Origin of the sequence: Actinomyces sp. HMT897 (genome assembly GCF_016626125.1) — a bacterium.
Classification (GTDB): Bacteria; Actinomycetota; Actinomycetes; order Actinomycetales; family Actinomycetaceae; genus Actinomyces.
Genome location: NZ_CP067336.1, coordinates 1,276,832 through 1,303,396 on the forward strand (window position 1 = coordinate 1,276,832; position 26,565 = coordinate 1,303,396).

At 71.1% G+C, this 26,565-nt stretch carries 12 protein-coding genes, 1 pseudogene and 1 CRISPR repeat array; of the genes and pseudogenes, 5 read left to right on the forward strand and 8 right to left on the reverse strand.

Going from position 1 to position 26,565, the window contains the following annotated elements; translation table 11 throughout:
- Nucleotides 1–26: 26 nt before the first annotated feature.
- On the reverse strand, nt 27–1,832 hold the full coding sequence (locus JJJ15_RS05145; RefSeq protein ID WP_246742157.1) for an ABC transporter ATP-binding protein: 1,806 nt from the start codon (nt 1,830–1,832) through the stop codon (nt 27–29).
- On the reverse strand, nt 1,829–3,892 hold the full coding sequence (locus JJJ15_RS05150; RefSeq protein WP_200511936.1) for an ABC transporter ATP-binding protein: 2,064 nt from the start codon (nt 3,890–3,892) through the stop codon (nt 1,829–1,831). The genes JJJ15_RS05145 and JJJ15_RS05150 overlap by 4 nt, the downstream gene beginning before the upstream one ends.
- Nucleotides 3,893–4,314: 422 nt before the next feature.
- Here JJJ15_RS05150 and JJJ15_RS05155 point away from each other — a divergent pair, with 422 nt between their 5' ends.
- Together JJJ15_RS05155 and JJJ15_RS05160 are read left to right on the forward strand one after the other, a co-directional pair.
- Entirely contained in the window at nt 4,315–4,962 is a 648-nt protein-coding gene (locus JJJ15_RS05155; RefSeq protein ID WP_200511671.1) for a TetR/AcrR family transcriptional regulator, read from the forward strand.
- A 1,526-nt stretch (nt 4,963–6,488) separates the two neighbouring features.
- The gene (locus JJJ15_RS05160; protein ID WP_200511672.1) at nt 6,489–7,394 is read left to right on the forward strand and encodes a hypothetical protein; all 906 of its coding nucleotides are present in this window, start codon (nt 6,489–6,491) and stop codon (nt 7,392–7,394) included.
- 1,244 nt (nt 7,395–8,638) lie between these two features.
- Here JJJ15_RS05160 and JJJ15_RS05165 read toward each other — a convergent pair.
- From JJJ15_RS05165 to JJJ15_RS05190, 6 genes and pseudogenes are all read right to left on the reverse strand, one after another.
- Nucleotides 8,639–9,874, reverse strand: a complete 1,236-nt coding sequence (locus tag JJJ15_RS05165; protein WP_200511673.1) for a discoidin domain-containing protein — start codon at nt 9,872–9,874, stop codon at nt 8,639–8,641.
- Between the two features lie 333 nt (nt 9,875–10,207).
- Nucleotides 10,208–12,889 carry a choice-of-anchor M domain-containing protein gene (locus JJJ15_RS05170; protein ID WP_200511674.1) on the reverse strand — a complete coding sequence of 894 codons (2,682 nt, stop codon included), beginning with the start codon at nt 12,887–12,889 and terminating at the stop codon, nt 10,208–10,210.
- 343 nt (nt 12,890–13,232) lie between these two features.
- A pseudogene (locus tag JJJ15_RS05175) lies at nt 13,233–14,092 on the reverse strand (anchored repeat-type ABC transporter permease subunit).
- Nucleotides 14,068–14,922 (reverse strand): anchored repeat-type ABC transporter ATP-binding subunit, encoded by an 855-nt coding sequence (locus JJJ15_RS05180; RefSeq protein ID WP_246742158.1) that lies wholly within the window; start codon nt 14,920–14,922, stop codon nt 14,068–14,070. The pseudogene JJJ15_RS05175 and the gene JJJ15_RS05180 overlap by 25 nt, the downstream one beginning before the upstream one ends.
- Nucleotides 14,919–15,827, reverse strand: a complete 909-nt coding sequence (locus JJJ15_RS13410; protein WP_200511675.1) for a choice-of-anchor M domain-containing protein — start codon at nt 15,825–15,827, stop codon at nt 14,919–14,921. The genes JJJ15_RS05180 and JJJ15_RS13410 overlap by 4 nt, the downstream gene beginning before the upstream one ends.
- 580 nt (nt 15,828–16,407) lie before the next feature.
- The gene (locus JJJ15_RS05190) at nt 16,408–17,352 is read right to left on the reverse strand and encodes an anchored repeat ABC transporter, substrate-binding protein (protein WP_200511676.1); all 945 of its coding nucleotides are present in this window, start codon (nt 17,350–17,352) and stop codon (nt 16,408–16,410) included.
- A 528-nt stretch (nt 17,353–17,880) separates the two neighbouring features.
- Between JJJ15_RS05190 and JJJ15_RS05195 the strand changes: the two genes are divergently transcribed.
- The 3 genes from JJJ15_RS05195 to JJJ15_RS05205 all read left to right on the forward strand — a co-directional run bounded on the left by JJJ15_RS05195 (nt 17,881) and on the right by JJJ15_RS05205 (nt 26,029).
- Nucleotides 17,881–18,996: a hypothetical protein gene (locus JJJ15_RS05195; RefSeq protein WP_200511677.1), complete on the forward strand. Its 1,116-nt coding sequence runs from the start codon at nt 17,881–17,883 to the stop codon at nt 18,994–18,996.
- 871 nt (nt 18,997–19,867) lie between these two features.
- A CRISPR array of direct repeats spans nt 19,868–20,270; the repeat unit is 37 nt; unit sequence GTCAGGGAGCACCACGCACCTGTAGGTGCATTGAGAC.
- Between the two features lie 819 nt (nt 20,271–21,089).
- Nucleotides 21,090–24,092 carry an alpha-L-rhamnosidase gene (locus JJJ15_RS05200; protein WP_106109776.1) on the forward strand — a complete coding sequence of 1,001 codons (3,003 nt, stop codon included), beginning with the start codon at nt 21,090–21,092 and terminating at the stop codon, nt 24,090–24,092.
- Nucleotides 24,093–24,133: 41 nt separating this feature from the next.
- A complete protein-coding gene (locus tag JJJ15_RS05205; RefSeq protein ID WP_106109777.1) occupies nt 24,134–26,029 on the forward strand; it encodes a CocE/NonD family hydrolase in 1,896 nt (631 codons plus the stop codon).
- Nucleotides 26,030–26,565 lie beyond the last annotated feature (536 nt).

The following is a 26,565-nucleotide window of genomic DNA, read 5'->3' on the forward strand; positions in this document are numbered from 1 at the left end:
GCCCGGGAGGAGGAGTAGGACCGGCCCTAGACCAGGGTCCAGCCCTGGGCCCTGCTGCGTGCCTCCCAGAAGTCCCGGTACCGGCCGGGGAGCGTCACGAGGTCGTCGTGCCGCCCCGTCTGGGCCACCCGCCCGTCGGCCCCGAGCACCACCACCTGGTCGGCGGCGGCGACGGTCTCCAGCTTGTGGGCGATGACAATGAGCGTGGAGGTGCGTCGCAGCTCCTCCATGGCGGCCACGACATTGGCCTCGTTCTCCGCGTCCAGGGCGCTGGTGGCCTCGTCGAGCAGCACGATCGGGGCGCCCTTGAGCAGGGCGCGGGCAATGGAGACGCGCTGGCGCTCACCGCCGGACAGGGCCCGTCCGCCCTCCCCCACGCGGGTGTCCCACCCCTGGGGAAGCCGGTCCACGATCTCGGTCACGCCCGCCAGGTCCGCGGCCCAGCGCAGGCGCTCCTGGTCCGCGTCAGGGTCCCCCACGCGGACGTTGGCCGCCAGGGTGTCGTCAAAGAGATACACGTCCTGGAAGACCATGGACAGCTGCTCCATGAGGTCCTTGGTGGTCAGGGAGCGCACGTCGGCCCCACCGACCCTGACCTGCCCGGACCAGACGTCGTAGAAGCGGGCCACCAGGCGGGCGATCGTGGTCTTGCCGGCCCCCGAGGGCCCCACGACGGCGCACATGGTGCGGGCCGGTACCCGCAGGTCCACCTCGCGCAGGACCGTGGTGCCCTCCTCGTAGCCGAAGGTGACGTCAATGAGCTCGACGGCGCCCGGCTCGCCCATGAGCGAGGAGGTCTGGGGCTCTGGCAGGGGCTGGGCGTCCATGACGCTGCTGAGGTGGTTCATCATCTGACGACGCTCCTCAATACCGTTGACGGTGTTGCCAATGTCCTCCAGCATGGTGGTGAAGCGCAGGCACAGGCCGATGGTGACCACGGCGCGCAGGGGCTCGAGGTCACCGCCCAGGGCGAGCGCGGCGCTCAGGGTGATCATGGCGACGACAATGGCCTGGACCAGGGCACCGCTGAGGAGGGTGCCAGCCGACTCCCACCACAGGGCCCGGTGGGAGGCGGCAGCGGCGTCGTCGAACGCGCTGGCCAGCTGGGGGTAGCCGGAGCCCACGTGGCAGGAGCGCAGCGCCCCCTGGCAGCGGGAGAACTCCACAATGCGGGAGGCGAGCTCGCGCTCGGTGGGCTCGGAGACCGTCTTGCCGCGGTCCACCAGGCGCCGCGACCAGCGCAGGAACAGGACCAGCAGCGGGACCGCGCAGGTCAGCAGGACCCCCAGGTGCCAGTCCCACAGCCAGGACCCCAGCCAGATGACCGCGCAGCTGGCGACGGTGGAGGAGACCTTGTGCAGGAAGTGGGCGGCGGACTCCCCCAGGGAGACCATCTCCTGGCTCACGGCGCGCGACAGGGTGCCGGCGGACTCCGCGTTGAACCAGGACAGGGGCAGCGTGGCGACCCGGTCGCCGATGGCGTGGTGGACGTCCGCCATAAAGCCCAGGGCCCCCATCATGCCCGAGCGCTGGGCGACGAAGTCGGTGACGGCCGCGGTCAGGGCGCACCCGCCCAGGACCCCCAGCCAGCCGCCCAGGCCCAGGCCCCAGGACGGCTCCCCGGTGGCCAGGGAGACCGAGGCGGGCAGGAGGGCGAGCAGGGACAGGCCCCACAGGGAGCCGGTGACCGCCCCCAGGACGATGCCGCGGCACAGCTGGGCCCACGACCGCTGGCTCATGAGCCGGCGGTACTGGCGCAGCAGCGGGGGCCGACGGCGCCCGGCGCCCCCGGAGGTGGTGGTCGTGGTGGTCGTGGTGGTCTGGGCGCTCACTTGAGGTCCTCCTTGTCCTGGGCCGTCTCTGCCTGGGCCGCCCGGCCTACGCGGGCCGCCGGGTCCGCTTGGGCCGCCCGGCCTGCGCGGGCCTGACCCGCCCGGGCCTGGGCCTGGGTGCGTGGGGCCGTCCGGCCTGCTCGGGCCTGACCCGCCCGGGCCTGGGTGCGTGGGGCCGCCGGATCCGCCCGACCTGCGCGGGTCTGGGCCACTCGGCCCCGGGCGCCCCCGACGTCGGCCTGCCCGGCTGGCTCCGACCGGCGCGGGTGGGCTGGCCCGCCTCCCGGGCTTCCCGGGCTGCCCGGCCCGGCTGGCCCGCCTGGACCGGGCTGCCCGGCCCCCGCAGGCCCGCTGAGCAGGCCGCCCTGACGCAGCAGTGCCTGGTAGTGGGGCTCGTCGACGATCTCCTCGTGACGTCCGGCGGCCACCACGCGCCCGCGGTCCATGACGACAATGCGGTCCGCCCCGCGCACGGCGCCGGGACGGTGGGCGATGACCAGGACCGTACGGCCCCGCACCAGCGCCGACAGGGCCCGCTGGATCTCGGCCTCGGACTCGGGGTCGGCCATGGCCGTGGCCTCGTCGAGCAGGAGGACGGGGTTATCGGCCAGGACCGCCCGGGCGATGGCGACGCGCTGCTCCTGCCCGCCCGACAGCGAGGTCTCCCGCCCGATGACGGTGTCGTACCCGTGGGGCAGGGCCATAATGACGTCGTCGATCTGGGCGACGCGGGCGGCGGATCGCACCTCCTCCAGGGTCGCCCCCGGCCGCCCCAGGGCGATGTTGTCACGTACCGAGGCGCTGAGGAGCTGGGCGTCCTGGAGCACGAAGGAGACGGTGTCGTACAGGGTCTGCTCCTCCATCTCCCGCAGGTCCACCCCGCCGATGCGCACGGCCCCGGTGTCGGGGTCGGAGAAGCGGGCGATGAGGGTGGCCAGGGTCGACTTGCCGGACCCGGAGGGGCCCAGGAGGGCGGTGACCGTGCCGGGCTCCAGGGTCAGGGTGACGTCGTCGAGGGCGAGGGTCTGCCCGTAGGAGAAGCTGACGTGGTCGATCTCCACGCGGGCCGACTCGGGTACGCGGGGGCGGGCGGCCTGGGGCAGGACGGGGACGTCGAGGATCTCGCACAGGCGCAGGGCCGCGGCCCCGGCCATCTGGTAGGACCAGGAGATCGAGGCCACGGTGATAATGGCACCGGGCAGGACCAGGGCGATGAGGGTGGTGACCAGGACCTGGGGCAGGGTGACCACCCCGGCGTGCAGGAGCAGGGCGCCGCCGCCCAGGTTGACCAGCAGGACCACCGGGACGGACACCCAGGTGAAGGACAGGCAGCTGATGGAGATCAGCGGCAGGGCCCAGGCGCGGTAGAAGGAGGAGAAGCCGTCGGCGGCGTGCAGGTAGGCGGTGTGGGCGCGGCCGACCCGCCCAAAGGCCTTGACCACGAAGATGCCGGAGACGAACTCGACCATGGAGGAGGAGACCTCGGCCAGACGGCGGTCCATCTCCACCGTCTTCTCGTTCATGCCCCGCAGGGTCAGGGAGTAGGTCAGGATGTAGAGGACCACCGTGACCAGGGCCAGCAGGGCCAGACGCCAGTCGATCCAGAAGGCGTAGGCCAGCAGCGCCAGCGGGGAGACGACGGCGTTGAGCATCTCCACCGGCCCGTGGGCGATGACGGTGTGCACGGTGGTGGTGTCGTCCTGGACCGCCTTGCGCACCCTGCCCGAGGTCGAGGCGGTGAACCAGGACAGGGGGACGTGGGACAGGCGCGCCACAATGTCCCGGCGCAGGTGGTCCCGCAGGCTCAGGTCAGCCAGGTGGGTGGCCAGCAGGGCCACGAAGTAGAGGAGGAGCCGCGTGGAGTAGGCGCTGACCAGCACCATGACGACGTGCCAGACGCGGTCGGGGTCCGGGACGGTGCCGGCGTGGTAGGCGTCGAGCAGGACGTCGCCGAGCTGGGCCAGGGCGACGTAGGGGGCGACGGCCAGGACCGCGGAGACCACGACCAGGACCTGGCTCACCCGCAGGCGGGTGCGTACCGGGGCGCTCAGGCGCCTCATGGCCGCCTGGCCCGCGACGGACTTGCGTTTGTCGTCCGTCTGGGTGTTCGCCTGGGCGTCTTTCTGGGTATCCGTACGGGTGCCCGCCTGGGCGCCCGTCGCCTGGGTGCCCGCCTGGGCGTCCGCCTGGGTGGGTACCCGGGCGTCTGTCTGAGTGTTCGTCCGGGCACCCGTCTGGGCGGCGCTGTCGGTCCCGGGGGCGCCTGCCGGGGCGGTGCTGCCAGCCTCCGGGGCCACCCAGGGGTCAGGGAGGGCGGCGTCGGACTGGGGAGCTGGCTCCGCCCTGCCCGACACGGCCGAGGAATGGGTGTTCATGGGTGCCTCACCTAATTGTGAAAATATTTCACGGTTGACTGAGGCAGACCTTACAGCGCACTCCTTCCGGCAGGCAAGCGGACGTGTTCCGGCGTTAGTGTGATCTCATGAGCACCCTCGGACGACCCACCGGCCCGAAGCCCAGCTTCTCGCGCCAGGACGTCGTCGACGCCGCCCTGGAGGAGGGCGTGGACGCCTTCAGCCTCACCGCCGTGGCCAAGCGCCTGGGCGTGCGCACCTCGGCCCTGTACCGGACCGTCTCCTCACGCGACGACCTCCTGCGCGCCTGCCTGGACCGCCTGGGGGACCAGGCGGCCGTGCCCGTAGCCGCCGCGATCCGCTCCGCGCAGGGGCACCACGACTGGGAGCCGGTGCTGCGCGCCGGGGCGGAGTCCATGTGGGAGGTGCTGGAGGCCCACCCCGGCCTGTCCCAGGTGCTGCTGACCGTGCCCTGGGCGTTCCAGTCCTTCGCCACCGCCATGAACGCCTTCCTGGAGGCCCTGGAGGCTGAGGGCCTGGGGCACGCCGACGCCGTCCTGGCCCTGGACGCCACCGGCGACACCATAGTGTCCGCCCACCTGTCGCTGAGGGCCATGCGCACCGCCGGGCCGCTGGAGGACTGGCCGCGCACCCGCCCCGGCGTGCGCCTGCCCAACGAGCTGGTCCCCGACCGCTCCCTGGTGTGGAGGGGCTTCCTGGACGCCAAGCTCAAGCTCATTGTGGCGGGCCTGCGCCACCTGCACGACCACGACTAACCCCCACCCGCCCCTGCGCGCAGGGCTTCGAGATCGCCCGCGGCCTGGACGCCCGACGGATATGTCCCGGGGCACCGTCAGCTCCTGCTCGAGACCGCCCGTAGCCTGGACGCCCACCCGCCCCTCGCGCACCCTCCTCCCTCCCTCTCTACCCTCCGCGAGTCTCCGCGAGAACGGTACTTGTTCGTCGCGAGAACGGTACTTATTCGCCGCGAGAACGGTACTTGTTGCTCGTGAGAACGGTACTTGTTGGCCGTGAGAACGGGGGTCGCCCTGGTGGCCTGGCGGCGGACGCCCCTGCCGCAGGGCCGCCCGTCGCGAGGACGGGGCGCGTACCCACGGGCGGGGATTGTCCGACAGAGGCGCAGGGCCGTCCGTCGCGAGGACGGGGCGCTGCGAGGGGGCGCCCGCCGGGCCCGTGGCACCTCGCTACCTCTCGCCCCCCTCATCCCCCACGGGGACGTACTCTAGTCATCGGCGACGTACCCTAGCCATCAGCGACGTACCCCAGAAGGCATCCAGAGTACGTCACCGGTGACTATGGCACGTCCCCGGCAGCTAGGGTACGTCCCCGACGCAGGAGGACACCAGGCCATTACACCACGGACAGGAACCTGCCCCCACCAGGCACGACGACGCACACGCCACCCGAGCTACCCTCCACCCATGACCACCACCCCATCACCTACCACCCCCCCCCCACGCCACCCCGGGACCCTGACGCCGAGGCCCTGAGTAACCCGCACACCCCTGCAATCGAGCTAGCTCGCATAGCCGCAACTCGCCCCGACCTGCACCCGGTTATTGCCGCCCACCCCCACTGCTATCCCGCCCTCCAACAGTGGATAGACCAGTACCAAGCCACCACAACCGGCAACCCGACCCCCACCAACACCCCAGCCACCAACCCGGCCCCGGCCGCTGGCAACCAGGCCCCGGCCGCGGGGCTGGCCCCCGCCAACACCCCGGCCCCAACCACCGGCCCAGCCACCACGGGGACCACGCGCCCCCAGGGCCCGTCCCGACGCACCATCAACCGAGCACCCCCCCTCCTCGCAGGCGGAGCCGCCCTAGCCACCCTCAGCGCCCTAGGAACCTGGAGCCTCTCCCACTACCTCTCAGAAGAACCCCAGGACCCCACAGAAGAGGAACCACAGACCCCCTCAGGAGAACATAGAACGTTCTCCATATCCGCCCTGTCACCAGACTTCGCCCGAGGTGTCACAGAGGCATGGTCGATTAAGGACGTAGACGCTAAGGACGAGATCATTTCAGCTAAGGGAGACTTCATCCTCATCCTCTCCTACGAGGGATCTCCCGGAAAGGAGAGCTCGCACCTTCTGTACCCAATCAGTGCATCCGGACCCGGCACCCCTGTCACGGTTAGCACCTCTCCCTGGAAGAACGAGTACCGAAGCGGCGCATCAGAGTTTAGCGCACATGCATTCTGGTGGGGCGACTCGCCAATATGGCAGGACAGGATCATTGACCCCCGCAATGGTGACGCCACCACCGTTCCCTGGGATATGACGTCACACCTGTTCCTGGGAGCGGTTGACGACAGCTCGGCCCTCCTCTTCAAGCGAACACCTTGCGGCCCCAACATCTGCTCGGGCCTCAGCGACATCACCACCGGCCCCATTAGTGCAATTGACCGTCAGGGTAGGACGATCTGGAGCACATCCGAGTCCTACGGCAGCGTGTTCTTTGACCCAATGCAACCAGACGTCCTCATAGGGAATCCTCTCATAGGGCATCCAAACGATATGGACAGAATTATGCGCCTTATTAACACCACCACAGGGGAGACGATATCACAGCTGCCGTCCTCCAACGGCCTCATTGTATGCACAGACGGCGTCGTCGCCGTTACAGGCCGCTTCTCACAGTCGGAGACTGTGACCGCCAGGGCTTTTAGCTTCACCGGGGAACCGCAGTGGGAGCAGAAGATCGGTAACTGCGAAGATATATTCTTTGCCGGCACCCCCGCATTGGACGTGGTCCGCCGCTCACTGGACGAACTGACCGGCATGGCGGCAGTCGTTACAGAGAACGGCACCGTACTGGTATTCAACGGAGAAAGTCACGGGGACTATGTTTCGCTCAGTCTTAGAAACAAGGACGGGAGTACCGGACCTGCCATCAACTTCCACCAACCCAATACTCGCATTCTGGCAGATGGCTCAGGGGCTCTCACAAGAAGATCAGATAACGATCCTTCCATCGACTTTGTCGACTTTACTACTGGCAAGACCAAGAAATGCTCCGACTCAGACATTCTTGATCACGACGAAAACGATTACTATTATCGACAGTCTGTCAAAGAAATCACTTGTCTAGATTTTATACCGCGACACACACTCGGAATGAATCGGAATTGCCTGATTGACATAAGCAGCAGCAAAGTGACCTGCTACGTCCCCAAAAAGTAGTGCAACCCATGACATCGGCAGCGGAAGATAGCGATGACTTACTGTCGTCCCAGGGCCCCGGGCGCCTTCCTGTATACCAGGTCGAGGTAGACGCAGGAGGCACGCCTACGCCGTGCTGAAGACGCCTTTTTGGACACCAGGGGCCGAGCCCGGTATCCCTGGAGCCAAGTCGGTCGCGTCGCGGCACCTCTCCGCGAGGACGGGGAGGCAGCAGGCCTGCTCGGATTCCTCCGCCAGACACGGGCGACCTTTCCCGCGAGGACAGGGAGGCAGCTCATAGGACCAATCGTGACGGTTTCCAGGTTGTACTGGTTCTTTTGCAGACTGCACGAGTTTCTGCGGACTGCACTGGTTCCTGTAGGGGCCGCCCCTGGGGCCTACAGGATTGTGGGGATATCTTGGGGTCCAGCAGAGGGCCGGATCAAGAACCTGCGAGATCTGCAAGAACTCGTACAACCTGGAGGCCGCCCACGGACTGCGGGCCTGTAAACGCCTCTTGCCCTCGCACAGAGGACGTCAAGTCGCGCTCAGCACCAATCAGAATACGAGCTTGCCCCCGCACAGAGGACGTCAAGCCCTAACGCGAGGCCTGCAACCAGGCCCTGCCCACGTCGTACGCCAGGGCACGGCGGCCGCTGGCCCGGTAGCAGGCCGCCAGCCCGGTGGCGGGCCGCCTGGCGGTCGCGGGTACTGCGTCCATGTTCCCGGTTGGCGGTCGCGAGCAGGTCGCTGACCCGGCTGGCGGAGTTGCACATTCTTTCTACAAACCGCGATCAGTAAACGGCGGGATCACGCGGATCCGCCTGACGACCCGGGGCCGTGAACCAGGATGAATGTGCAACGACGCCCACGTTGCACATTCATCCCGTCCCCGGACACCTCCCGTGCCGGGAAACCGTTGGAACCACGCCACCACCCTGACCAGGACCTCAGGATGAATGTGCAACACCACCACCCAGGCTCCCCGGCCCCTGACAGCCACGCTACCGGCAGACGCTCCGACCCTCACCTGGTGGCGGCCGCCTCCAGTCCCAGCCCCCGCCCTCCACCAGCAGCCATCCCACACCCCCACAACCAGACCTCCTGCCCACGCAACAAGTACCGTTCTCGCGACGAACAAGTACCGTTCTCACGGCCAACAAGTACCGTTCTCACGGCCAACAAGTACCGTTCTCGCGAGGAATAAGTACCGTTCTCGCGGCTGGGTGCGGGCCCTGGACGGGTGGTCCTAGACAGACGGCCGCTTAGCCCTGCGGGCGTGCCCTGGCCAGGTCGTCCTGGCTGCCCTCGGTGGTGACGGCGCTGGTCAGGCGGGTCTGGAGGAGGACCCGACCACCACGCACCAGGGCGAGGGTGTCCCACCCGTCCCCGTCCCAGTCACCGACGTAGACCGTGTCGGAGGCCCGCCCCAGGGAGAGCGTCGCGGCCGGGGAGGCCAGGACCGTGTTCTCGTTGTAGAAGACCACCCGCGTGCCCACACGCGCGGCGTAGGTCACGGTGCCGTCCCCGTCCCAGTCACCTCGCAGGACCGTGCCCCTGCCGCTGGCCGCCACGGCGGTCACAAAGGCGGGTACGCCCTGGGCAGGTGGCGGGGTGGGTGCGGTGGTGGGCTGCGGTGCCGGGCTGGACGTGGGCCCCGGTGTAGGGGCAGGTGTCGGCTCAGGAGCCGGCGTAGGGGCGGCAGTCGGGCTGGGCTCCGGGGCGGCGGTGGGCCCAGTGGTGGGCTCCGGGCTGGGTGTCGGCTCCGGCTCCGGACTGGGCCCAGCGGTAGGCCCGGGCGTAGGCTCCGGGCTGGGCCCAGGCGTCGACCCCACCACCCGGCGGGCCGTGAACTCGGCGCCGGTGGCCCAGTTCCCGTACCAGGCCCGGCCCGTGGAGACGACCCGCACGCAGCGGGCGTCCACCCCGCCCAGGGTGACGGTCCGCGCCTGACGGTCGTGCTCCCAGGTCCCCTGGGCCGCCCGGGTGAAGGTGCCGTCCCCACAGGCCTCGTCGGCGGAGGTCCAGATCTCGTAGTCCTTGATCAGGCCGTTGTCGGTGTTGTGACGCGGGGTCCAGGTCACCGACTCCAGGCGCTCGGTGGCACCCAGGTCAATGGTCACCTGGTGCGGGGGGTCGGTGTTGGTGGTGGACCAGTCCGAGTGCCAGTAGGTGGTCGGGTCACCGTCCAGGAGGTTGGCCGCGCGCCCGTCCTCCTGGGCCGTCTCCTCGGAGTCGACGGAGACCACGCGCATGCGCTCCTGGGGGATGACGGCGGGGTCGGTCACGGTGAGCGTGGCGGTGGCCGTCATACGGGCGGTACCGGAGGTGACCGTGGCGGTCACGGTGCCGGGGCCGTAGGCCGCGCCGTCGGGCGTGACCCTCACCTCGACCTCACCCGCACCGCTGAGCTCGGTGACGGCCGGGGCCACGGCCAGGCTCGCGGTCAGGGCGAGCACGCCGGTCAGGCCCCGCCGGGCCCGGGGAGGGAGGATGGACATACACGTTCCGATCGACGTTGACGGGTGGGCAGGCCATCTCCAACTGTGACACATATTGTGTCTTGAAGCTAGTTTTCAGACAGAACCGCTCATGCTAGAGCCGGAGGGGCGCGCAGGCTGCCGGGTGGGGCGTCTGGTGCGGCGTCGGGGGCGTGCCTTTGCCTGAGGTGAGGTGCCGGGGACGTGCCTTCGTCGGTGGTGCGGCGTCGGGGACGTACCTTCGACAGTGGTGAAGCGCTGGCGACGTACCTTTGCTGACGGGGACGTACCTTTAAGGCACGTCGCCGCCGACTAAGGTACGTCGCCGCTAACGGAGAGCTATATTCCCGGCACTTACCGCCGGGCACTGACGTACCGGGCCAGGGCCCGACGTCGTGTCACGACGGCCGCCGTCCCCACCAGCGTCAGGACCCCGGCCAGGGTCAGGGGGACCAGCGGCGAGGCGCCTGTGCGGGCCAGGGATCCGGGGGTGCAGGGCTTGCCCGACGGGGTGCGGCCCACGATCTCCTTGACCATGGGCAGGCCGTTGGGCCCTGTCTCCCCGGTGGGCACGAGCGTAGCCGTCGAGCCGGAGCTCCTGGGCGTCGAGGAGGAGGTAGGCGTGGGGCCAGCAGGCGCCCCGGTGGGGCCAGCAGGCGCCCCGGTGGGGCCAGCAGGCGCCCCGGTGGGGCTGGCGGGCGCCCCGGTGGGCCTGGCGGAGTTCGGGTTCGAGGCCCCCGGTGAGCCCGAGGAGCCGGGGCTGGTGGGACCGCCCGAGGATCCGGAGGACGAGTCGGGACCGGTGGCGGCGCCCACGGCGTTCACGCCCGCCGGGCTGCCACCGCCCGCGACGCTCCTGACACCACCCGGGGAGGCGGTGCTGGCGCCACCGGGGGCGGTGCTGCCGGGTGCTGCCGGGCTGGTGGGCGCGGCCGGGCCGCTGGGCGCAGGGCTCGAGCCGCCGGACCCGCCGGGAGCGGGGCTGGTGGGTGCCGCGGGGCCCGGGGTCGCCGGGCTGGTGGCGCCCCCGGGGCCGGTGGGCGCGGGGCTGGCGCTGGTGGCACCCCCCACGGAGCCCGTGAGCTCCCCGCTGACGGGGGTGACCTTCATGGCGATGGTCAGCTTGTAGGTGCCGGGCTCGGTGAACATCCAGTTCTGCAGCCCCCGGGCCTCGTGGGGCAGCGTGTAGCCGGAGCCCTCCTTGTCAAAGAACAGGACGGGCTTGCCGTCCTTGTCGCGGGCGACGGCGCCGCCCAGGAAGCCGGGGCTGTAGACCCCGACCTTGCCCTTGTCGGGCCCGGAGACGGACAGCAGGGTGAACTCGACCCCGCCGGTGGTCCCGCTGACGAGGTTCTTGTGCCTGGCGCTCAATCCGAGCGACAACGAGCCCACGCCGCCCCTAGAGGAGATGGCCCAGACCGTGGAGCCCTCGGCGGCCACGGAGGACACGTCTCCCGGCGCCTTGGTCCTGGCCGCGCCCCCCAGGGCGAAGGTCATGCTGCTGGGATCCACCCACTTGTCGTCGTCGTTCCTGACCCGGGCCAGGACGGTGCCGTTCTCCACCACGGGGCCCAGGTCGAAGCCGCCCTTGTCAACGCCCCCGGCCGCGGGCGCGCCGTCGCCCACCTTGAAGGTCAGGGTGGTCACGGCCGTGTTGGCCACCGGGGTCGGGGCGGGTGCCGTCGTCTTGGGCGAGATACCCAGGCGCCTGGCCTCCTCGGCGGTGGCCTCACGGGTAACGGTCGTGGCCAGGCAGGTCTCCGGCGGGGTGGTCGCCGAGCGCCCGCTACCGGGTGTCGTCCCCGAGCTGCGCCCCGGGCCGGGCGTGACGGCGGTACCAGGCCTGGAGGCGGTGCCGTTACCGGTACCACCCGAGGCGGAGCCCCCGACGCCGTTGGATGACGTGGACTGCTGGCTGCCCTGAGGCGAGGCGGGGTTGGTCGGCCGGGTGTCCGAGGCGCTGGCCCCGTCCGTGGGCGTCTGCGCGCTAGAGGTGGTCTCCTGCTGCTCCGGTGCCGGCTTCTGCCCGTTCAAGGCCGACCCGTCCGGGGGCGAGGCAGGCTGGGTCCCGGGGGACGTCTCCGGCATCTCGGTGGCCGGGCCAGCCTGCTCGGCCGGGGCAGGCTGTCCGGCCGGGCCGGGCTGGGCCCCAGGGCCCGCCCCCGACCCGGACTGGGCGCCCCCGCCCTGGCCGACGGCGTCACCGACCGTGACGGTGTAGTCCACGGCCTCCCGGGAGGCGGTCTCGTCGCCCTGCCCCTTGGGCGTCACGTGCAGGGTGTAGGTGCCGGGTTTGGTAAAGGCCCAGGTGGTGGCGCTCCCGGTGGGGCGTACGACGGCGGAGCCATTGGGGTCAACCAGGTAGCCTCTCCCGTCCTCCAGGACGGAGCCCGGCGTCCTGCCCCGACCGGTGACCTCCTGCCCGGCCCCCTCGTCCTGACCGGGCTCGTCCGGAGTGGCCGAGGTGGTCGGGGTGGCGGCGTCCTGGGTGGCGGCGTCCTGGGTGGCGGCGTCCTGGCTGGCGCCGTCCTGAGTGGCCTGGGTGGCGGTGGCGCTATCCGGCTCAGGCTGGGTGGCGTCGTGCGGGGCGCTACCGGGGGCGACGCCGCCCTGGCCGTCCCTGTCCAGGTCGGACCAGGCGTAGATCCTCCCGTCCGTGGAACCGTCCTCACCCTGGTAGGTGTAGCCGACGGTCACGGACTCGCCGGCGACAGACCGGGCCTGCCAGCCCGGCACCGCCTCGGCGTCGCCGGGCTGAAGGGTGCGGAGGTAGCCCTGCTGGCCCTCGGCGACCGCCGGGGGGAGATCCTGGGCGGGCCCGGGGATGCTCAGGGCCGCACGCCCCGTGCCGTCGGGCGCGCCGGCGGGGGACGCGGTGGAGCCGTCCTGGGCGGGGCCGGAGGCGACCGGGGAGACGGAGGCGGGGTCAGCAGGAGCGGCGGCGACCGGGCTCGGGGGGAGCACCAGGCCCGCCAGCGCCAGGCCGGTGACGACCAGCACGGATAAGGGGTGCGGCAGCACGTGGAAACGGGTCATAGGGGAACCTCTCCAAGGACGAGAACCATTTGCGCACCCGTACCCCGCCGCCTTCGCTGACGTGTGCAGGTCGAGAAGTCACGACGGGCGCAGCAGCCCGTGGCTGGCGGCCAGCCTACCACGGTCGCGTAATGCCTCCGTGACCCGCTCGGGGTGCAGGTCCCCGCTGCGAGGCTGCGCTTTCTGGCTGACCCCCTGCGCCCCCGGGGCAGGGTGCAGGGACCCGCGACTGGCCCCCTGCGCCCCCGGAACGAGCCATAGGGCCCCGTTGCGGGGGCGTGCTCGAGGGCGGGTCTCAGCGGGCAATAGCTTTGACGCATCCCGTGGTCGTACACAGACGGCACTAGCGCCTCACCCGCCTGCGCGCCAGGAGCCCGTGACGAGGAGCGACCAGCCAGGCGGCCACGAACCCGGCCGTGAGGACCAGGACGATCGTCCCCCCCCGGTCGGCAGGTCAATGGACCAGGACAGGTAGAGCCCCACCACGCTCGCCAGCGCCCCCACGAGCGGCCCCAGCCACATCATGGTACCCAGGCGGTCGGTCAGCAGCCGGACAGTGGCAGCCGGGGTGACCAGGAGGGCCAGGACCAGCACATTGCCAATGGTCTGCACGGAGATGACCACCGCCAGGCTCACGGCCACGGAGAGCAGCACGTCCAGGAGGAGGACCGGCAGCCCGGCCGCGCGGGCCGTCTCCCGGTCCAGGCTCACAGCCACGATCTGGGGGTGGAGGGCCGCCACCATTGCCAGCACCACCGCCCCGCCCGCGAGCGCCACCGGCACGTCACTGGCCGGCACGCCGGTGATGGAGCCGAACAGGAAGTCCTGGAGGCTTCCGGCGTAGCCCGGCGCCCGGGAGATAACGACCACCCCCAGGGCGAAGGCCCCCACGAAGAGGACCCCGATGACCGAGTCCTCCTTCAGGCGCCGGTTCTGGCTCAGCAGGGCCACGAGGACGGCCGTGGTCACCCCCGCGACGGCTCCGCCCAGGACCAGGGATCCCGAGAGGAGGAAGGCCACCGCCAGGCCGGGGAAGACCGAGTGGGCCACGGCGTCGCCTATGAAGGCCATGCCGCGCAGGACCACGTGGGTGCCCACCACCCCGCAGACCACGGCGGACAGGACCGCCATGAGCAGGGCCCGCGGGAGGAAGGCGAGGGTGGGGTTGAACAGGTCGGTCAGGAAGTCGATCGGGGTGAGCACGAGATGTCCTTCAGCTGGTCAGGGCGGGGGTGGGGCTGGGGAACCGGGTCAGGGGCCGCGGCGGCCTGCCCACGGGTCTGGCGCCCCAGCCCCAGGGCGGTCAGGAGGGGGTTGCCGGGGCGGACCTGGAAGGTGCGGATCCACGGGTCGGGGTCGGACAGGGCTGCGGGGGTGCCTGAGGCGATGACCGTGCGGTTGACCAGGACGAGGCGGTCGCACTCGGAGCGGGCGGCCACCAGGTCGTGGGTGGTCATGAGCAGGGCCTCGCCCTCGCCGGCCAAGGTGCGGAACAGGTCGGTGAGCACCTCCTGGGTGGGCATGTCCAGGCCGGTGAAGGGCTCGTCCAGGAGGAGGAGCTCAGGACGCAGGGCCAGGGCGCGGGCCACCAGGACCCGCTGGCGCTGGCCGCCGGAGAGCTCGCCCACGGGCCGGGTGGCCAGGTCGTCCATGCCGGCGCGGACCAGGGCCTGCTCGACGGCGCGCTGGTGCTCCAGGCGGGGGCGGCGCAGCCACCCCAGTGAGCCGGTCAGGCCGCTCAGGACGGCGTCGCGCACGCTGACGGGGAAGTCCCAGGCGAACTCGTGGCGCTGGGGGACGTAGCCGATCCGGCGGGAGTCCACCGGGTGCCCGCAGACCGTGACCGTCCCGGCCCGACGGCGGACCAGCCCCAGGACGGCGCGCAGGAGGGTGGTCTTCCCGGCGCCGTTGGGACCGATGAGGCCAACGAGCTCCCCAGCACCCACCGTGAGGTCCACGTCACTGAGCACCCGGCGGCCGCCGAGGTCCACGGTCAGGCCGCTGACGCTCAGGGCCGGTGGACGGGGGCTCACTCCCGCCCTCCCCGGGGCTGGGTGGTCCCGGTGGGTCCCTCGGTCGTGGTACTGGTGCCGGTCCCGGCCTCCCGGTCAGCCTGCGCCCCGGCTGGCGCCCCGGTGTCAGGTGCGGTCCCGGTGGGTCCCTCGGTCGTGGTACTGGTGCCGGTCCGCACCTCCCGGTCAGCACGCACCTCGGCCTGGGCCCGGGCGCGCTCGCGGGCGGTGGCCCGGGCCCGCAGGAGGATCCAGGCGCCACCGACCAGGACCACGACCACGACCCCGCCGCCTACGAGCAGGGTGGCTCGGCTACCGGACCCGGGGGCCGGGGAGGCGTCCTGCGTGGTGGCCGGGGTGCTGGGGGTCGCCCCCGCAGCACCGGCGTCCAGGACCGCGGAGGCGTCCAGGGCCAGGGCGTCCTGGGTGGAGGTGGCGCTGCCTACGGCGAAGCGCAGGACAGTAGTGGCGCTCACGTGCCTGCCGTCGAGCGTGTCCGCGCTGAAGGTGAGGCGGGCGAGGTAGGTGCCGGGGGCGCTGAAGACCCAGTTGGCGTGGACGTGGGTGTTGACGTCCAACCACACGTCCTGGGGCGCCCCCGTCTGGGAGTCCATGAGGGGCAGGGGCTTGCCGAAGGTGCCGTTCTGGAGGAACATCCAGGCGCGCCCGGGGCCGCTGGCGGGGCCGATGCTCATGGTGGCGCCCCGCTGCACGGTCCGGGTGACGCCGGGGTCCTGGGTGTTCCAGCCCAGCCAGACGACGTCGGGGTTCTGGGTCTGGGGCGACGACGTACCAGCGCTCGCCGGCCCTGCCGCCCATGAAGTCGTAGGCGGGGTCGGTGGGCGCGTCCATGAGGGCGGCGTCGGTGACGTGCAGGGCGGTCCGGGCGGGGTCGCGCCACACCGGGGCGGGACCGGAGTCGTCACGGGCCATGACCTGCCACTGGCCGCCTACCACGCGCGGGCCGACGTCCACGTGGCCGACGTCGATGACGGCGGGGTCGCTGGCGGCGGCCTCGTCAGGGGCGACGCTCTGGGCCAGGGCGGGGTCGTCCGGGGGCGGGGTGGGGGCAGCCCCCGCCGTGCCCGAGCCCAGGACGGCGGCCAGGAGGGCCAGGAGGGCGGTCAGGCGCCGGGGACGCAGGCGGGTATGACACGGTCGCATTATCGTCTCCAATATAGTGTGGGATAGTCTTTGACTAGGGGAAGTTTCTTGACATTATGACGTGTGATCCTGGTGTGCGTCGGCAGGTCCTGTGGACCCGGTGGGCCTAACAGACCCAACAGACCCTGCGAATCCGGCAGACCCAGCGGACCAGACGGGGCCTGGTAGCCCTGGGCCGAGCCCGCTGACCCTGGCGCCCGGAGGGCCCGACCGGTAGTGACGCAGCCCATGTGGCGGTGACGCCGGCCCCGGGACGCCCTCCAGGCGGTGCCGGACCACCAGCCGGGTTGGGCCTCGGCCCGGGAGGCACCCGGCCCGCCTGCCGACGGCCCGGCACCTCGTCTACCCGCCGGGGGTACCACCCAGGCACCGGGCCAGCGAGTTGGCGTTAAAGCGCATCATGTCCAGGTAGGTCGGGGCGCCCTCGTCCAGGGTGTCGCCGTAGAGCGGGCACACCTGCACCCCGGCGTCCACCATGAGGTCCACGGCCCCGGCCTCCAGGTCCACGGTGACGTCCGCGTGCCCGGCCTCCAGGACCTGCCTGCCCTCGGCCGCGGCGACCTGGGCGGGGTCCACCCCCACCGCGAAGACGGCGGTGGCCTCCCCCACGGGCACGGGCCGGGCCCCCGCGCGGGTGCGCAGGGACGCGCTCAGGTGGACGCGGTAGACGCCCGGGGCGGTAAAGGCCCAGCTCATGTGCTGGTGGGCGTCGGCGGGCAGGGTGGAGGTGTCCTGGCGGTAGCCGTCCCCGGCGTCGAAGCCGTCGGAGGAGGTAAAGCCCACCTCGGGGGCACCGAAGGTGGTGGTCAGGTAGGCCGAGGCGTCCCCCGGCCCCTCCACGCCGGTGACGCTCAGGTCCACCTGGCTGGCGCGGTCGGCGCCGTACCGGCTGCCGGTGCCGGCCACGCGCATGCCCAGCCACACGGCCTCCAGGGCGCGGTCCTCCACCAGGGGCAGGATGGTGGCCCCCTCCTTGGAGGCCTCCTCGGCGATGGACACCGACACGGCGCCCCGGGGGAGGTTGGCGTCCAGGGTGCGGATAATGGCGTGCTCCTCCAGCAGGAGGTAGTTGGAGAAGGCCAGGTCGGCGTAGGCCACGTCCCGCACGGTACGCAGGCCGGGCTCGTAGGAGTGGGGGTCGGCGCCGTCGGGTACCATCTGGGTGACGGTGGCCCGGTCCCCGGCGACGTTGCGCACCAGGTCGGCGAGGATGCCGGTGGTGGTCACCACCCGCAGCTCGCCGTCGGTAGCGGGGTCAACACCGCGTCCCAGGCCGCAGCCCGCCACCTACCCCCGCGAAGCGACGGTCACCTCAGCACTCGCGCGCCCGCCTGTCCCACCAATGCGATCGCGACAAGACCGTTAAAGCAACACCGAAAAGGCGTCCGCTGCGTCTCCTGGCACGGATCCGGGTGGTGGAGGTGTCTGTCGAGCTCTCCCGGCACGAACCCGAGTAGTTTGATACAACTCTTTAGGTAGTCTGCCGCCTGTCTGCTGGCTCGGATCCGTGTACGTGTCGCAATCTGAGGATCAGGGCGATGGGCACTCTCTGCTGCGTTGGACCCCAAGCCTCTGACCTGCGTGGACATTGGGTGTACAAAGGCGAAGACGGGGTGGGGTCGGCTCTGATCCTCAGATTGCGACAGAATCGGACACCCGACCTCACCAGGGCCGTGTATAGCCTCCCCTTCTCACCCTCGACGGTGCAGGACGCACCTGTGTCGGGCGCGCCGCAGGCCGGGCAGACGGATGCCGGGTAGGCTCGGACACGACACGACTACGCGCGTCGCCTGGCTACGCAAGGAAGGACACATTATGGGATCTCGGCTGGTCGTGGCGATCCGGTCCGAGACGGGCTGGGAGCTGTACTACGATCATTGGGCCGCCCAGACCATCGGGCAGGACATTGCGATCAACGGCTTTGAGAAGACCTTGAAGAGAGTCCGGGCAATGGTCTCCCTGGGTGACTCGCTGTATGAGTGCGTGAAGTCGACGCTGATAGAGGGCATGCTCCTGATCGACATGGCGACGAAGCACGTCACATGGGCTGAGGAGAGTGACGGCCTGTACATGCCGCGCCTCATTAACGCACTCGTGGAGCACAGCTGGCCGGGGTGGACTGCTATCTGGTCCGCTGAGAGCACCGACGGGGTGCTCCAAGCAGCTGACATCGACCCCGCCGATATCTTCGCAGAAAAGCACGACGCCACCAGGACGCTCGAGGGCTCCGCGTGGTTCGGACCTTGGGGTGATTTCGGGGACTCAGGCGTGTTCTCCATCCGTCTTGACGATGGGCAACTGGTGGTGTGGCGGGGTCTCGGCGATCTCGATGCCGTCACCAAACTCGGGCCGGACAATATGCGCCAGCACACGCTCACCGTCCTTGAACGGGCCCGGGCCGGTGAGCCCCTGCTGTGGGACGAGCAGAACGAGGGCGCATTCGAGGAGATCCCCGATACCGGCATACACATTGACTTCCCGGCGCGCGAACTGCGTTGGTGGTCAATCTCGGGCGAGTACACCAGTCCATGCCCCTTTAAGGAGATGTGGCCGGGCTGGACCACCGAGTCCATGGGTGACAACTACGAGTGGCAGGCGCAGATTATCGGCCGCACACTGCGCAGCTGGGCCGACGATGTCGAGGAGTGCCGTCAGCAGCTAGCCAGTGCCATTGATGAGGGCGAGCGCCCCAACCCCATGTGGGGCATGGTGGAGGCCATGACGGAAAAAGGGCACAAGATAGACGTGTACGCCGTCGCGGCCGAGTTCGTGCCCGCAAGCTTCGACGCCACCAGCTACTCGGCGCTCGACTTCCTCGACCAGCTCAAGGATGGCGCCCCGCTACCGCCAGCACGCATTATCACCCGAGACGGACGGATCAAACCGCCTCTTGTCGCAGACCGGCTTCTCACGCCGAAAGCCCGGCCGTAACCATCTGCCACCAAGAGCGACCTCTTGGACAATATCAGGCTGGTGGCCACATCCAGACTATGCCCGGCCACAAGATAGAAAGAAGGCTGCGAGCGTAGAGACCGTTATCTCACGATCAGGCCCCGGACGACGCTTTAATAGGAGTGACCGAGAACAATACGTCACCGGAAAGTTTATTCAGGGAGCGTCTGGGGACATTTCCCGGGTGCGATATTATGATGGTCCGCTCCCGTGGTGTGTCATGGATGTGGAATAAACGTTCGCATGAGTTCAGAAGGATTTGGGGCGTCGTCATGACGTATGCCATAGGATTGATCGATGATAAGTTCGACGAGTTGCTCGCCGATTATTCCTGGACTCTGAAGGGCCTGCGACTCACGGCCGAGGAGGTGTCCGAGGGCTGCGACTTTCGTGATAGATGGCGCCCTCTTTCCCTGAATCGCCTTCCCGATGGAGATCTCGTCCGGGTTTGCCGGAATGGTCGGAGGATCGCGTTCGTTCCGGTCGGGGCTCGGGGCCGGGCTCGTTTGGGCCCGGGTGTCCACGTCGGGTCCGGTCGGTGTGCAGGGGTGTCCTCGGCGGGGCCGACCCGGTTGGTGCTGGAGGTGCTGTTGTGGCTGGTGGGGCGGTATAGTGAACAGGGTGTCATGTTACATGTTTGCAAGATGGTGCTCCGACACCGACTTTTCCGCATGACCTGGTTGAAAGTTGGCGCGCGGAGGGCTCTGAGGGCCGTCGATGGCGCTTGGCGTGATTCCGCCACTATGTGCTAGTCTGAGCCCGGTGCTGGCCGGTCCGCAGGGGTGCTCCCGGGGCCGGTGGCGCTCCGGGCCCTCGAAGTGGCGTCATACCGCCACTCTCGGAGGCAGGGGTCAGGGAGCACCACGCACCTGTAGGTGCATTGAGACCTGATGTTTCTGTCGCGTTGGGCATTGATCTTCTCGTCAGGGAGCACCACGCACCTGTAGGTGCATTGAGACGTACTTGTAGACGGGGACAAACCGGGGCTTGCGCCCCGGTCAGGGAGCACCACGCACCTGTAGGTGCATTGAGACCAGAACCCAACGGCCTGCCAAAATGACAGGTGAGGGTCAGGGAGCACCACGCACCTGTAGGTGCATTGAGACGGAATGGACAATTCGGCGACGTCGACAACAATGTGGTGTCAGGGAGCACCACGCACCTGTAGGTGCATTGAGACCAGGTGAACTTGGACAGCTCCTCGTACTGCGAGGGGTCTAGGGAGCACCACGCACCTGGAAGGTTATTCTGGGGGCGTCTGGGTATGTCGAGTCCTCCTCATCGGGGAAGGGTTCCGGGGCGGGGTCGGTGGGGAGGGCACATTCTGCGTCCGGTTCGCCAGCCCCTGCCCGTCATCCTCCGCGAACGCGCACCTCCCATCTGCGCGTTTGACTGGAGACCTGCGCGCTCGCGGAGAACCGGGGGACTCCCGGCGGGGCCGTCCAGGCGGGCGCCGGACCCGCCGCCCACTGAATAACCTTCACTGACACAGCCGGTCCCTGAGGCGGAACGATCCGCTGCGTCGAATTCGGGCGAGGACGGTGAGGTCCTCGCCCTTCTTGCTGCTCGGCCGCGAATACCATCGCGAGCCGCACGGTCTCCCGGCCGCACGAGGACGACGGTCATCGAGCGGCGATCAGCGCGCCATCCGTGTCGGGTCATTAAGCCTTTCTCATCAGAAGCGGTGGCTTGGAGGCCGGAGTCGGCGCGATGACGCACGATCGTGGTGGGGCGTGTGAGGCTCCCGGGGCTGACCGGGGCGTGGGCCTCTGCGGGGAGGGCGGTCGCGGACCAGGCGGCGGCTGCAGGTGCGGGCCGGGCGGCGGCCGCTGCGGGTGCCCCGAAGACCGCCCCGGCCGCGAAAACGGCGCCCCGGACCCGCGATGCTCCGCCTGGGACGGAGAAGCCGTCCGCGGACCGCCGTTCCCGGCGAGAAGGGCTCAATGGCGGGGATGTGTCCGTCCCCGGGACGTCACGATACGATCTGAACCGCTTCAACGACGAGCGATTGGAACGACATGACTTCTCCCCGCACCAGTCGGGACACGACGCCCCTCGTGTGTCGCGCGCCCGTGAACCTCACCGTCGACCACCTCGCCGCCCCCACCGGCGTCGCCGTCCCCCGCCCGGTCCTGGCCTGGCGGGTTCCCGGGCCCGCACCGGCGCGGGCCTACGAGATCGAGGTGCGCCGCCTCGACCCGGCGACCGGCGCCCCGGCCGACCCGGTCTGGGCGACCGGCCGCGTCGAGGTAGTCTCCCCTCCCATGTCCCCCTGGGTCGCCTACGGCGGCGATCCCCTGGCCTCCGACGCCGACTACGCCTGGCGGGTGCGCGTGTGGACCGCCGGCGCCGCCCCCTCCGCCTGGACGGACTCCGCCTTCTCCACCTCCCTGCTGCACCCCGACTCCGACGTCGTCGCCCCCTGGGTCGAGCCCGCCCAGACCCCGGTCGAACCTGAGCCGCCCATTGACTTCGCGGCCGTCTTCGGCGAGGACGGCGCCGCCCGCGCCTGGGAGCCCGCCGGCCGGCGCCTCCACCCGGTCAAGCTCATCCGTCAGGAGCTCGTCCCGCCCCGGCTGGCAGCCCCGGACACCGCCGAACCGGCCCCCGCCGCCCCGGATACCACCGAACCGGCCCCCGCCGCCCTGACCCGCGCCCGCCTGTACACCACCGCCCAAGGCGTCCTCGACGTCTCCATCGACGGCGCGCCCGTGGGCGACTCCGTCCTCGCCCCGGGCTGGACGAGCTACCACGACTACACCGAGTTCGACGTCCACGACGTCACCGCCGCCCTGGCCTCCCCCGGCCCCCACGTCCTGGGCCTGCGCCTGGCCGACGGCTGGTTCGCCGGGCGCATCGGCGCCCTGGGCGAGTCCGCCCAGTACGGGCGCGTCCTGCGGGCCTGGTGGCAGCTGTCCCTGACGTACGCGGACGGCTCCACCGCCGTCGTCGGCCCCGACGCCACCGCCCGCAGCACCGAGGGCGGCCCGATCCGCTACAGCGACATACTCGTGGGCGAGCGGCGCGACGACCGGCTCGCCGCCGCCGTGGCGGGCTGGGACCGCCCCGGGTTCGACGACGGCGCCTGGGACCGGGTGCGGATCGTGCCCGCCGCGCGCCTGGACCCGCCCACGCGCCTGGAGCCCTTCCGCGGCGAGCCCGCGCGCCGGGTCAGGGCGCTGCCCGTCGCGCAGGTCCTCACCACGCCCGCGGGCGAGACGGTCCTCGACCTGGGGCAGGTCATCGCCGGGAGGCTGCGCCTGGCCGCCGTCGGGCCGGCCGGCACCGAGATCGTCCTGGAGCACTCCGAGCACCTGGCCGCCGACGGCTCCTTCTTCTCCAACGTCGTCGGTCCCAACAAGGACCAGCGCGACGTGTGGGTCCTGGCGGGCACGGGCACGCCCGAGGCGCCGGAGGTCTTCGAGCCGGCCTTCACCTTCCACGGCTTCCGCTACGTGCGCGTCACCGGCTACCCCGGCCGGCTGCGGGCGCGCGACGCGGTCGGCGTCGTCCTGGCCTCCGACCTGCCCGCCACGGGCGGATTCGCCTGCTCCGACGCGCGCCTGACCCGGCTGCACAAGAACGTCGTGTGGTCCCAGCGGGCCAACTTCCTGTGGATCCCCACCGACTGCCCCCAGCGCGAACGCACCGGCTGGACCGGCGACGCCCAGGTCTTCGCCCCCGCCGCCGCGAACAACGCCGAGGTCCACGCCTTCCTGGCCCGCTGGATGCGCAATGTCCGCGCCGACCAGCGCGAGGACGGCTCGGTGATGAACATGAGCCCGTGGCCCCCGCTCATGGGCGCCGTGGAGGGGATCCCCGGGCCGGGCGGGATCGCGGTGTCCGCCGGGTGGGGCGACGCCGTCATCCGCGTGCCGCTGGCCCTGTGGGAGCGCTACGGGGACACCACCGCCCTGGAGGAGAACCTGGGCGCGATGCGCTCGTGGGTCGCCAAGCAGACGCGCGAGGCCGACCGGGAGCTGCCCGAGCGCCTGCGCGCCGAGGCGGGCGGGCCGACCGACGGGTGGGAGCGCCTGAGCGGGGAGGAGGCCGCGCGCCAGCGCCTGCTGTGGAACTCGCGCACGCACTTCGGCGACTGGCTGGCGCCGTCGACCCTCGCCGCCGACGTGCCGCTGCCCATTATGGAGGCGCCCCGGCGCACGGGCGAGTTCGTCGCCAGCGCCTACCACGCCGAGGCGCTGCGCACCCTGGCCCGGGTGGAGGGCGCCCTGGGCCACGAGCGCGAGGCCGCCGGGCTGCGCGGGCGCTGGGAGGCGGTGCGCGGGGCGGTCGCGGCCGAGTACGTGAGCGCCGACGGCGTCGTCTCCTCGGGTCTGCAGGGCGAGCAGGTCCTCGCCCTGGCCTTCGACCTGGTCGCCGACCGGGCGCTGCGCGGTCGGGTGGCCGAGCGCCTGGCCGAGCTGGTGCGCGGGGCCGGGGGCCGGCTGGACACGGGGTTCCTGTCCACGCCCTTCCTCCTGGACGTCCTGGTGGACAGCGGGCACGAGGCCGAGGCTTGGGCGGTGCTCATGCAGGAGGCGGTGCCGTCGTGGCTCTACGAGGTCGCCGAGGGGGCGACGACGATCTGGGAGTCCTGGGCGGCGGTCGCGCCCGACGGGACGGTGGGGGCCATGAGCTTCAACCACTGCGCCCTGGGCTGCGTGGACGACTGGTTGTTCCGCCGCCTGGGCGGGATCGCGCCGTTGGAGCCCGGGTACCGGCGGGTGCGCGTCGCCCCGCTCACGAACGGCCCGGTGTCCTGGGCGCGGGCGCACCGCGACACGCCCTTCGGGCGGGTGGAGGTGTCCTGGGAGCGCACTGCCGGCCGGGCGGCGCCGGGGGGCGCCGGCGGGGCGGGCGCCAGCGCGGGCATCGACCGGCCCAGCGCCGCATGGGCCAGCTCCGCGCGGACCGGCACCGCTGTCGTCGGCGCGCACTCCCGCGTGCGCTACGAGATCGAGCTGCCCGCCGGGGTGAGCGGGGAGCTGATGACGCCCGACGGCGGGGTGCGCGAGCTACGCGGGGGGCGGACCGTCGAGGTCTGCGCGGCCGCCGACACCGCCCCGGCCCTGTAGTCTCGTAGCACAGTCATCGCCCCGGGAACAGAGGACCCGATATGACCGACATTGACGCTGGTGCCGACGCTATCGCCGACGCCGGCACCAGCACCGCCGCCGACGACATTGGCACCGAGATCGCCCCTCCCGAGAGCCTCGAGCAGATACGCAAGGCGCTCCTCATGCCCGAACCGGGCGGCGCCGCCTCGCGCGCCGTCCACGAGGTCCTGCCGATCCCAATGCCCGACGGCACGGTCCTGCGGGCCGACGTCGTGCGCCCCGACGACGACGCCGCCCACCCGGTCCTGCTGGCCCGCTGCCCCTACTTCGGGTCCTGGCGCCCCATGATCGCCCAGGACCTGGGCGAGGATCCCGCCGCGCCCGGCCTCACGGCGGCCTGCCTGGGGATGCAGACGGCGGTGGGCCTGGACCGGGCCGTCGAGGAGGGCTTCGCCGTCGTCGCCCAGGCCTGCCGCGGCACGGACATCTCCGACGGCGACTTCCGCTTCCACGCCGATGAGGCCTCCGACGGCGTGGCCGCGCGCCGGGCCCTGGCCGCCCTGCCCTGGTGCGACGGGCGCGTCATCACCTTCGGCAACTCCTACCTGACCACCACCCAGTTCACCGCGGCCCTGGCCTCCACCGAGCACTTGGCGGCGATGACCGCCTGGGTCGCCCCCTCCACCTACGACGAGGACCTGGCCATGCGCGGGGGCGTGCTCCTGGCCGGAACCTCTTACGAGTGGACGCGCCAGCAGGTGCGCGCGGGCCTGGTGCACGACGGGCAGGAGGACGCGCCCCAGGAGCTTCTGCCCGAGCCGATGGAGGACTTCACGCCCTTCCTGGCGCGTGTGGGCATGGCGGAGGCCGCCCGCAGGCTGGCGCGGGCGCACACGGCCGGAGGCCACGCGGCCGACTGGGTCGCCCACCCGCTGCACGACGCCTACTGGGAGTCCCTGGCCTACCCCTGGCGGGCCCTGGCCGCCCTCGACGTGCCCGCGCTCCACGTCGCCGGCTGGTACGACCTGTTCCTGGGCGGCACCCTGCGCAACTACCGCGCCATGGCCGGCGGCCCGGCCGGGGCGGGCCAGCGCCTGGTCATCGGCCCGTGGACGCACCTGACCTTCGACGGGCGCCTGGTCGGGCGCTCCTTCCCCGGCGGCGGCACGCGGGAGTCGGGACTGGGCGAGCTCACGGTCGACTTCTGGAGGGCGAGTCTGGGGGACGGGGAAGCCGCCGCGCGCCTGCCCCACGACCCGGTGCGCGTTTACATCATGGGGGCCGGGCGCTGGGTCGACCTGCCCGCCTGGCCGGCTCCGAACGCCGAGGAGACGGCCTGGAGGCTCGCCGACGGCGGCGCCCTGCTCGCACCCGACGAGGCGGAGGCCGCCGTCGGCGCCACCTCCTGGATCCACGACCCCGCCGACCCGGTCCCCGCGCAGGGCGGCCAGATGCTCATGGGCACGCCGGAGAACTCCGGGCCGCACGACCAGCGCGGCGTCGAGGCGCGCGACGACGTCGCCGTGTTCACCGGGCCGCCTTTGACCGAGCCGGTCACCGTCCTGGGGCCGGTGCGGCTGCGCGCCTGGGTGAGCGCCGACGCCGTCGACGCTCACCTGCACGCCGCCCTCACCGAGGTCCTGCCCGACGGCACCTCCGTCCTGCTCACCGACGGCGTGCTGCGCCTGTCCGCCCGCCGCGGGACGGACCGGCGCGACCCGCTGACCCCGGGCGAGGCGGTCGAGGTGGAGGTGGACATGTGGGCCACCGGCGTGCACGTGCCCGCCGGGCACCGCCTCCGCCTGGACCTGGCGGGCTCGTGCTGGCCGCGCTACGACGTGGCCGACCCGGCGGGCGGGGCGCCGGTGACGATCACCGTGCACCACGACGCCGCCCGCCCGAGTGCGCTGCTCCTGCCCCTGGTCGACCTCGCCGCCCTCGGCCGGAACCGGTAGACGCCGGCGCGGCGGGCTGACCCCGCCCGTCCCCGCCCTCTTCACCGAAACCGGCGGAAAAAGCACGCGAAACCGGCGGAAACGACACGCGAAACCGGCGGAAAGCGCTCATTGAGCCTTTCTCACCGGGAAGCTTATTCAGAGGGTGGTTTTGAATACGTAGAGTGAGAGTGCGGCGGTGATGGTCTGTTCGAATGCGTGCAGGGGGCGGCGGTAGTCGGTGCGGGTGGATTCTCCAGGCCTTGATGTGGGCGATGGTCTGCTCGACCACCTGGCGGATCTGATTGACGCTCTTGTTGGCCTCCTGGGCGGCTTCTCTCAGTTCGCCGTTGGGGGGCTTCTTGTGCGGGGTGATCATTCCCCTGCCGACGTATCCCTTGTCGGCGATCCATCCGGAGGGGTCCAGCCCGTCGAGCAGTCCGGAAGGCGCCTGGTGCGGCCACGTCGTGCATGGAGCCGGGGTAGGGATCGGAGGCCCACACCAGCCTGCCGCCGGGCAGGACCAGGATCTGGACGTTCATGCCGGTCGTCCCATG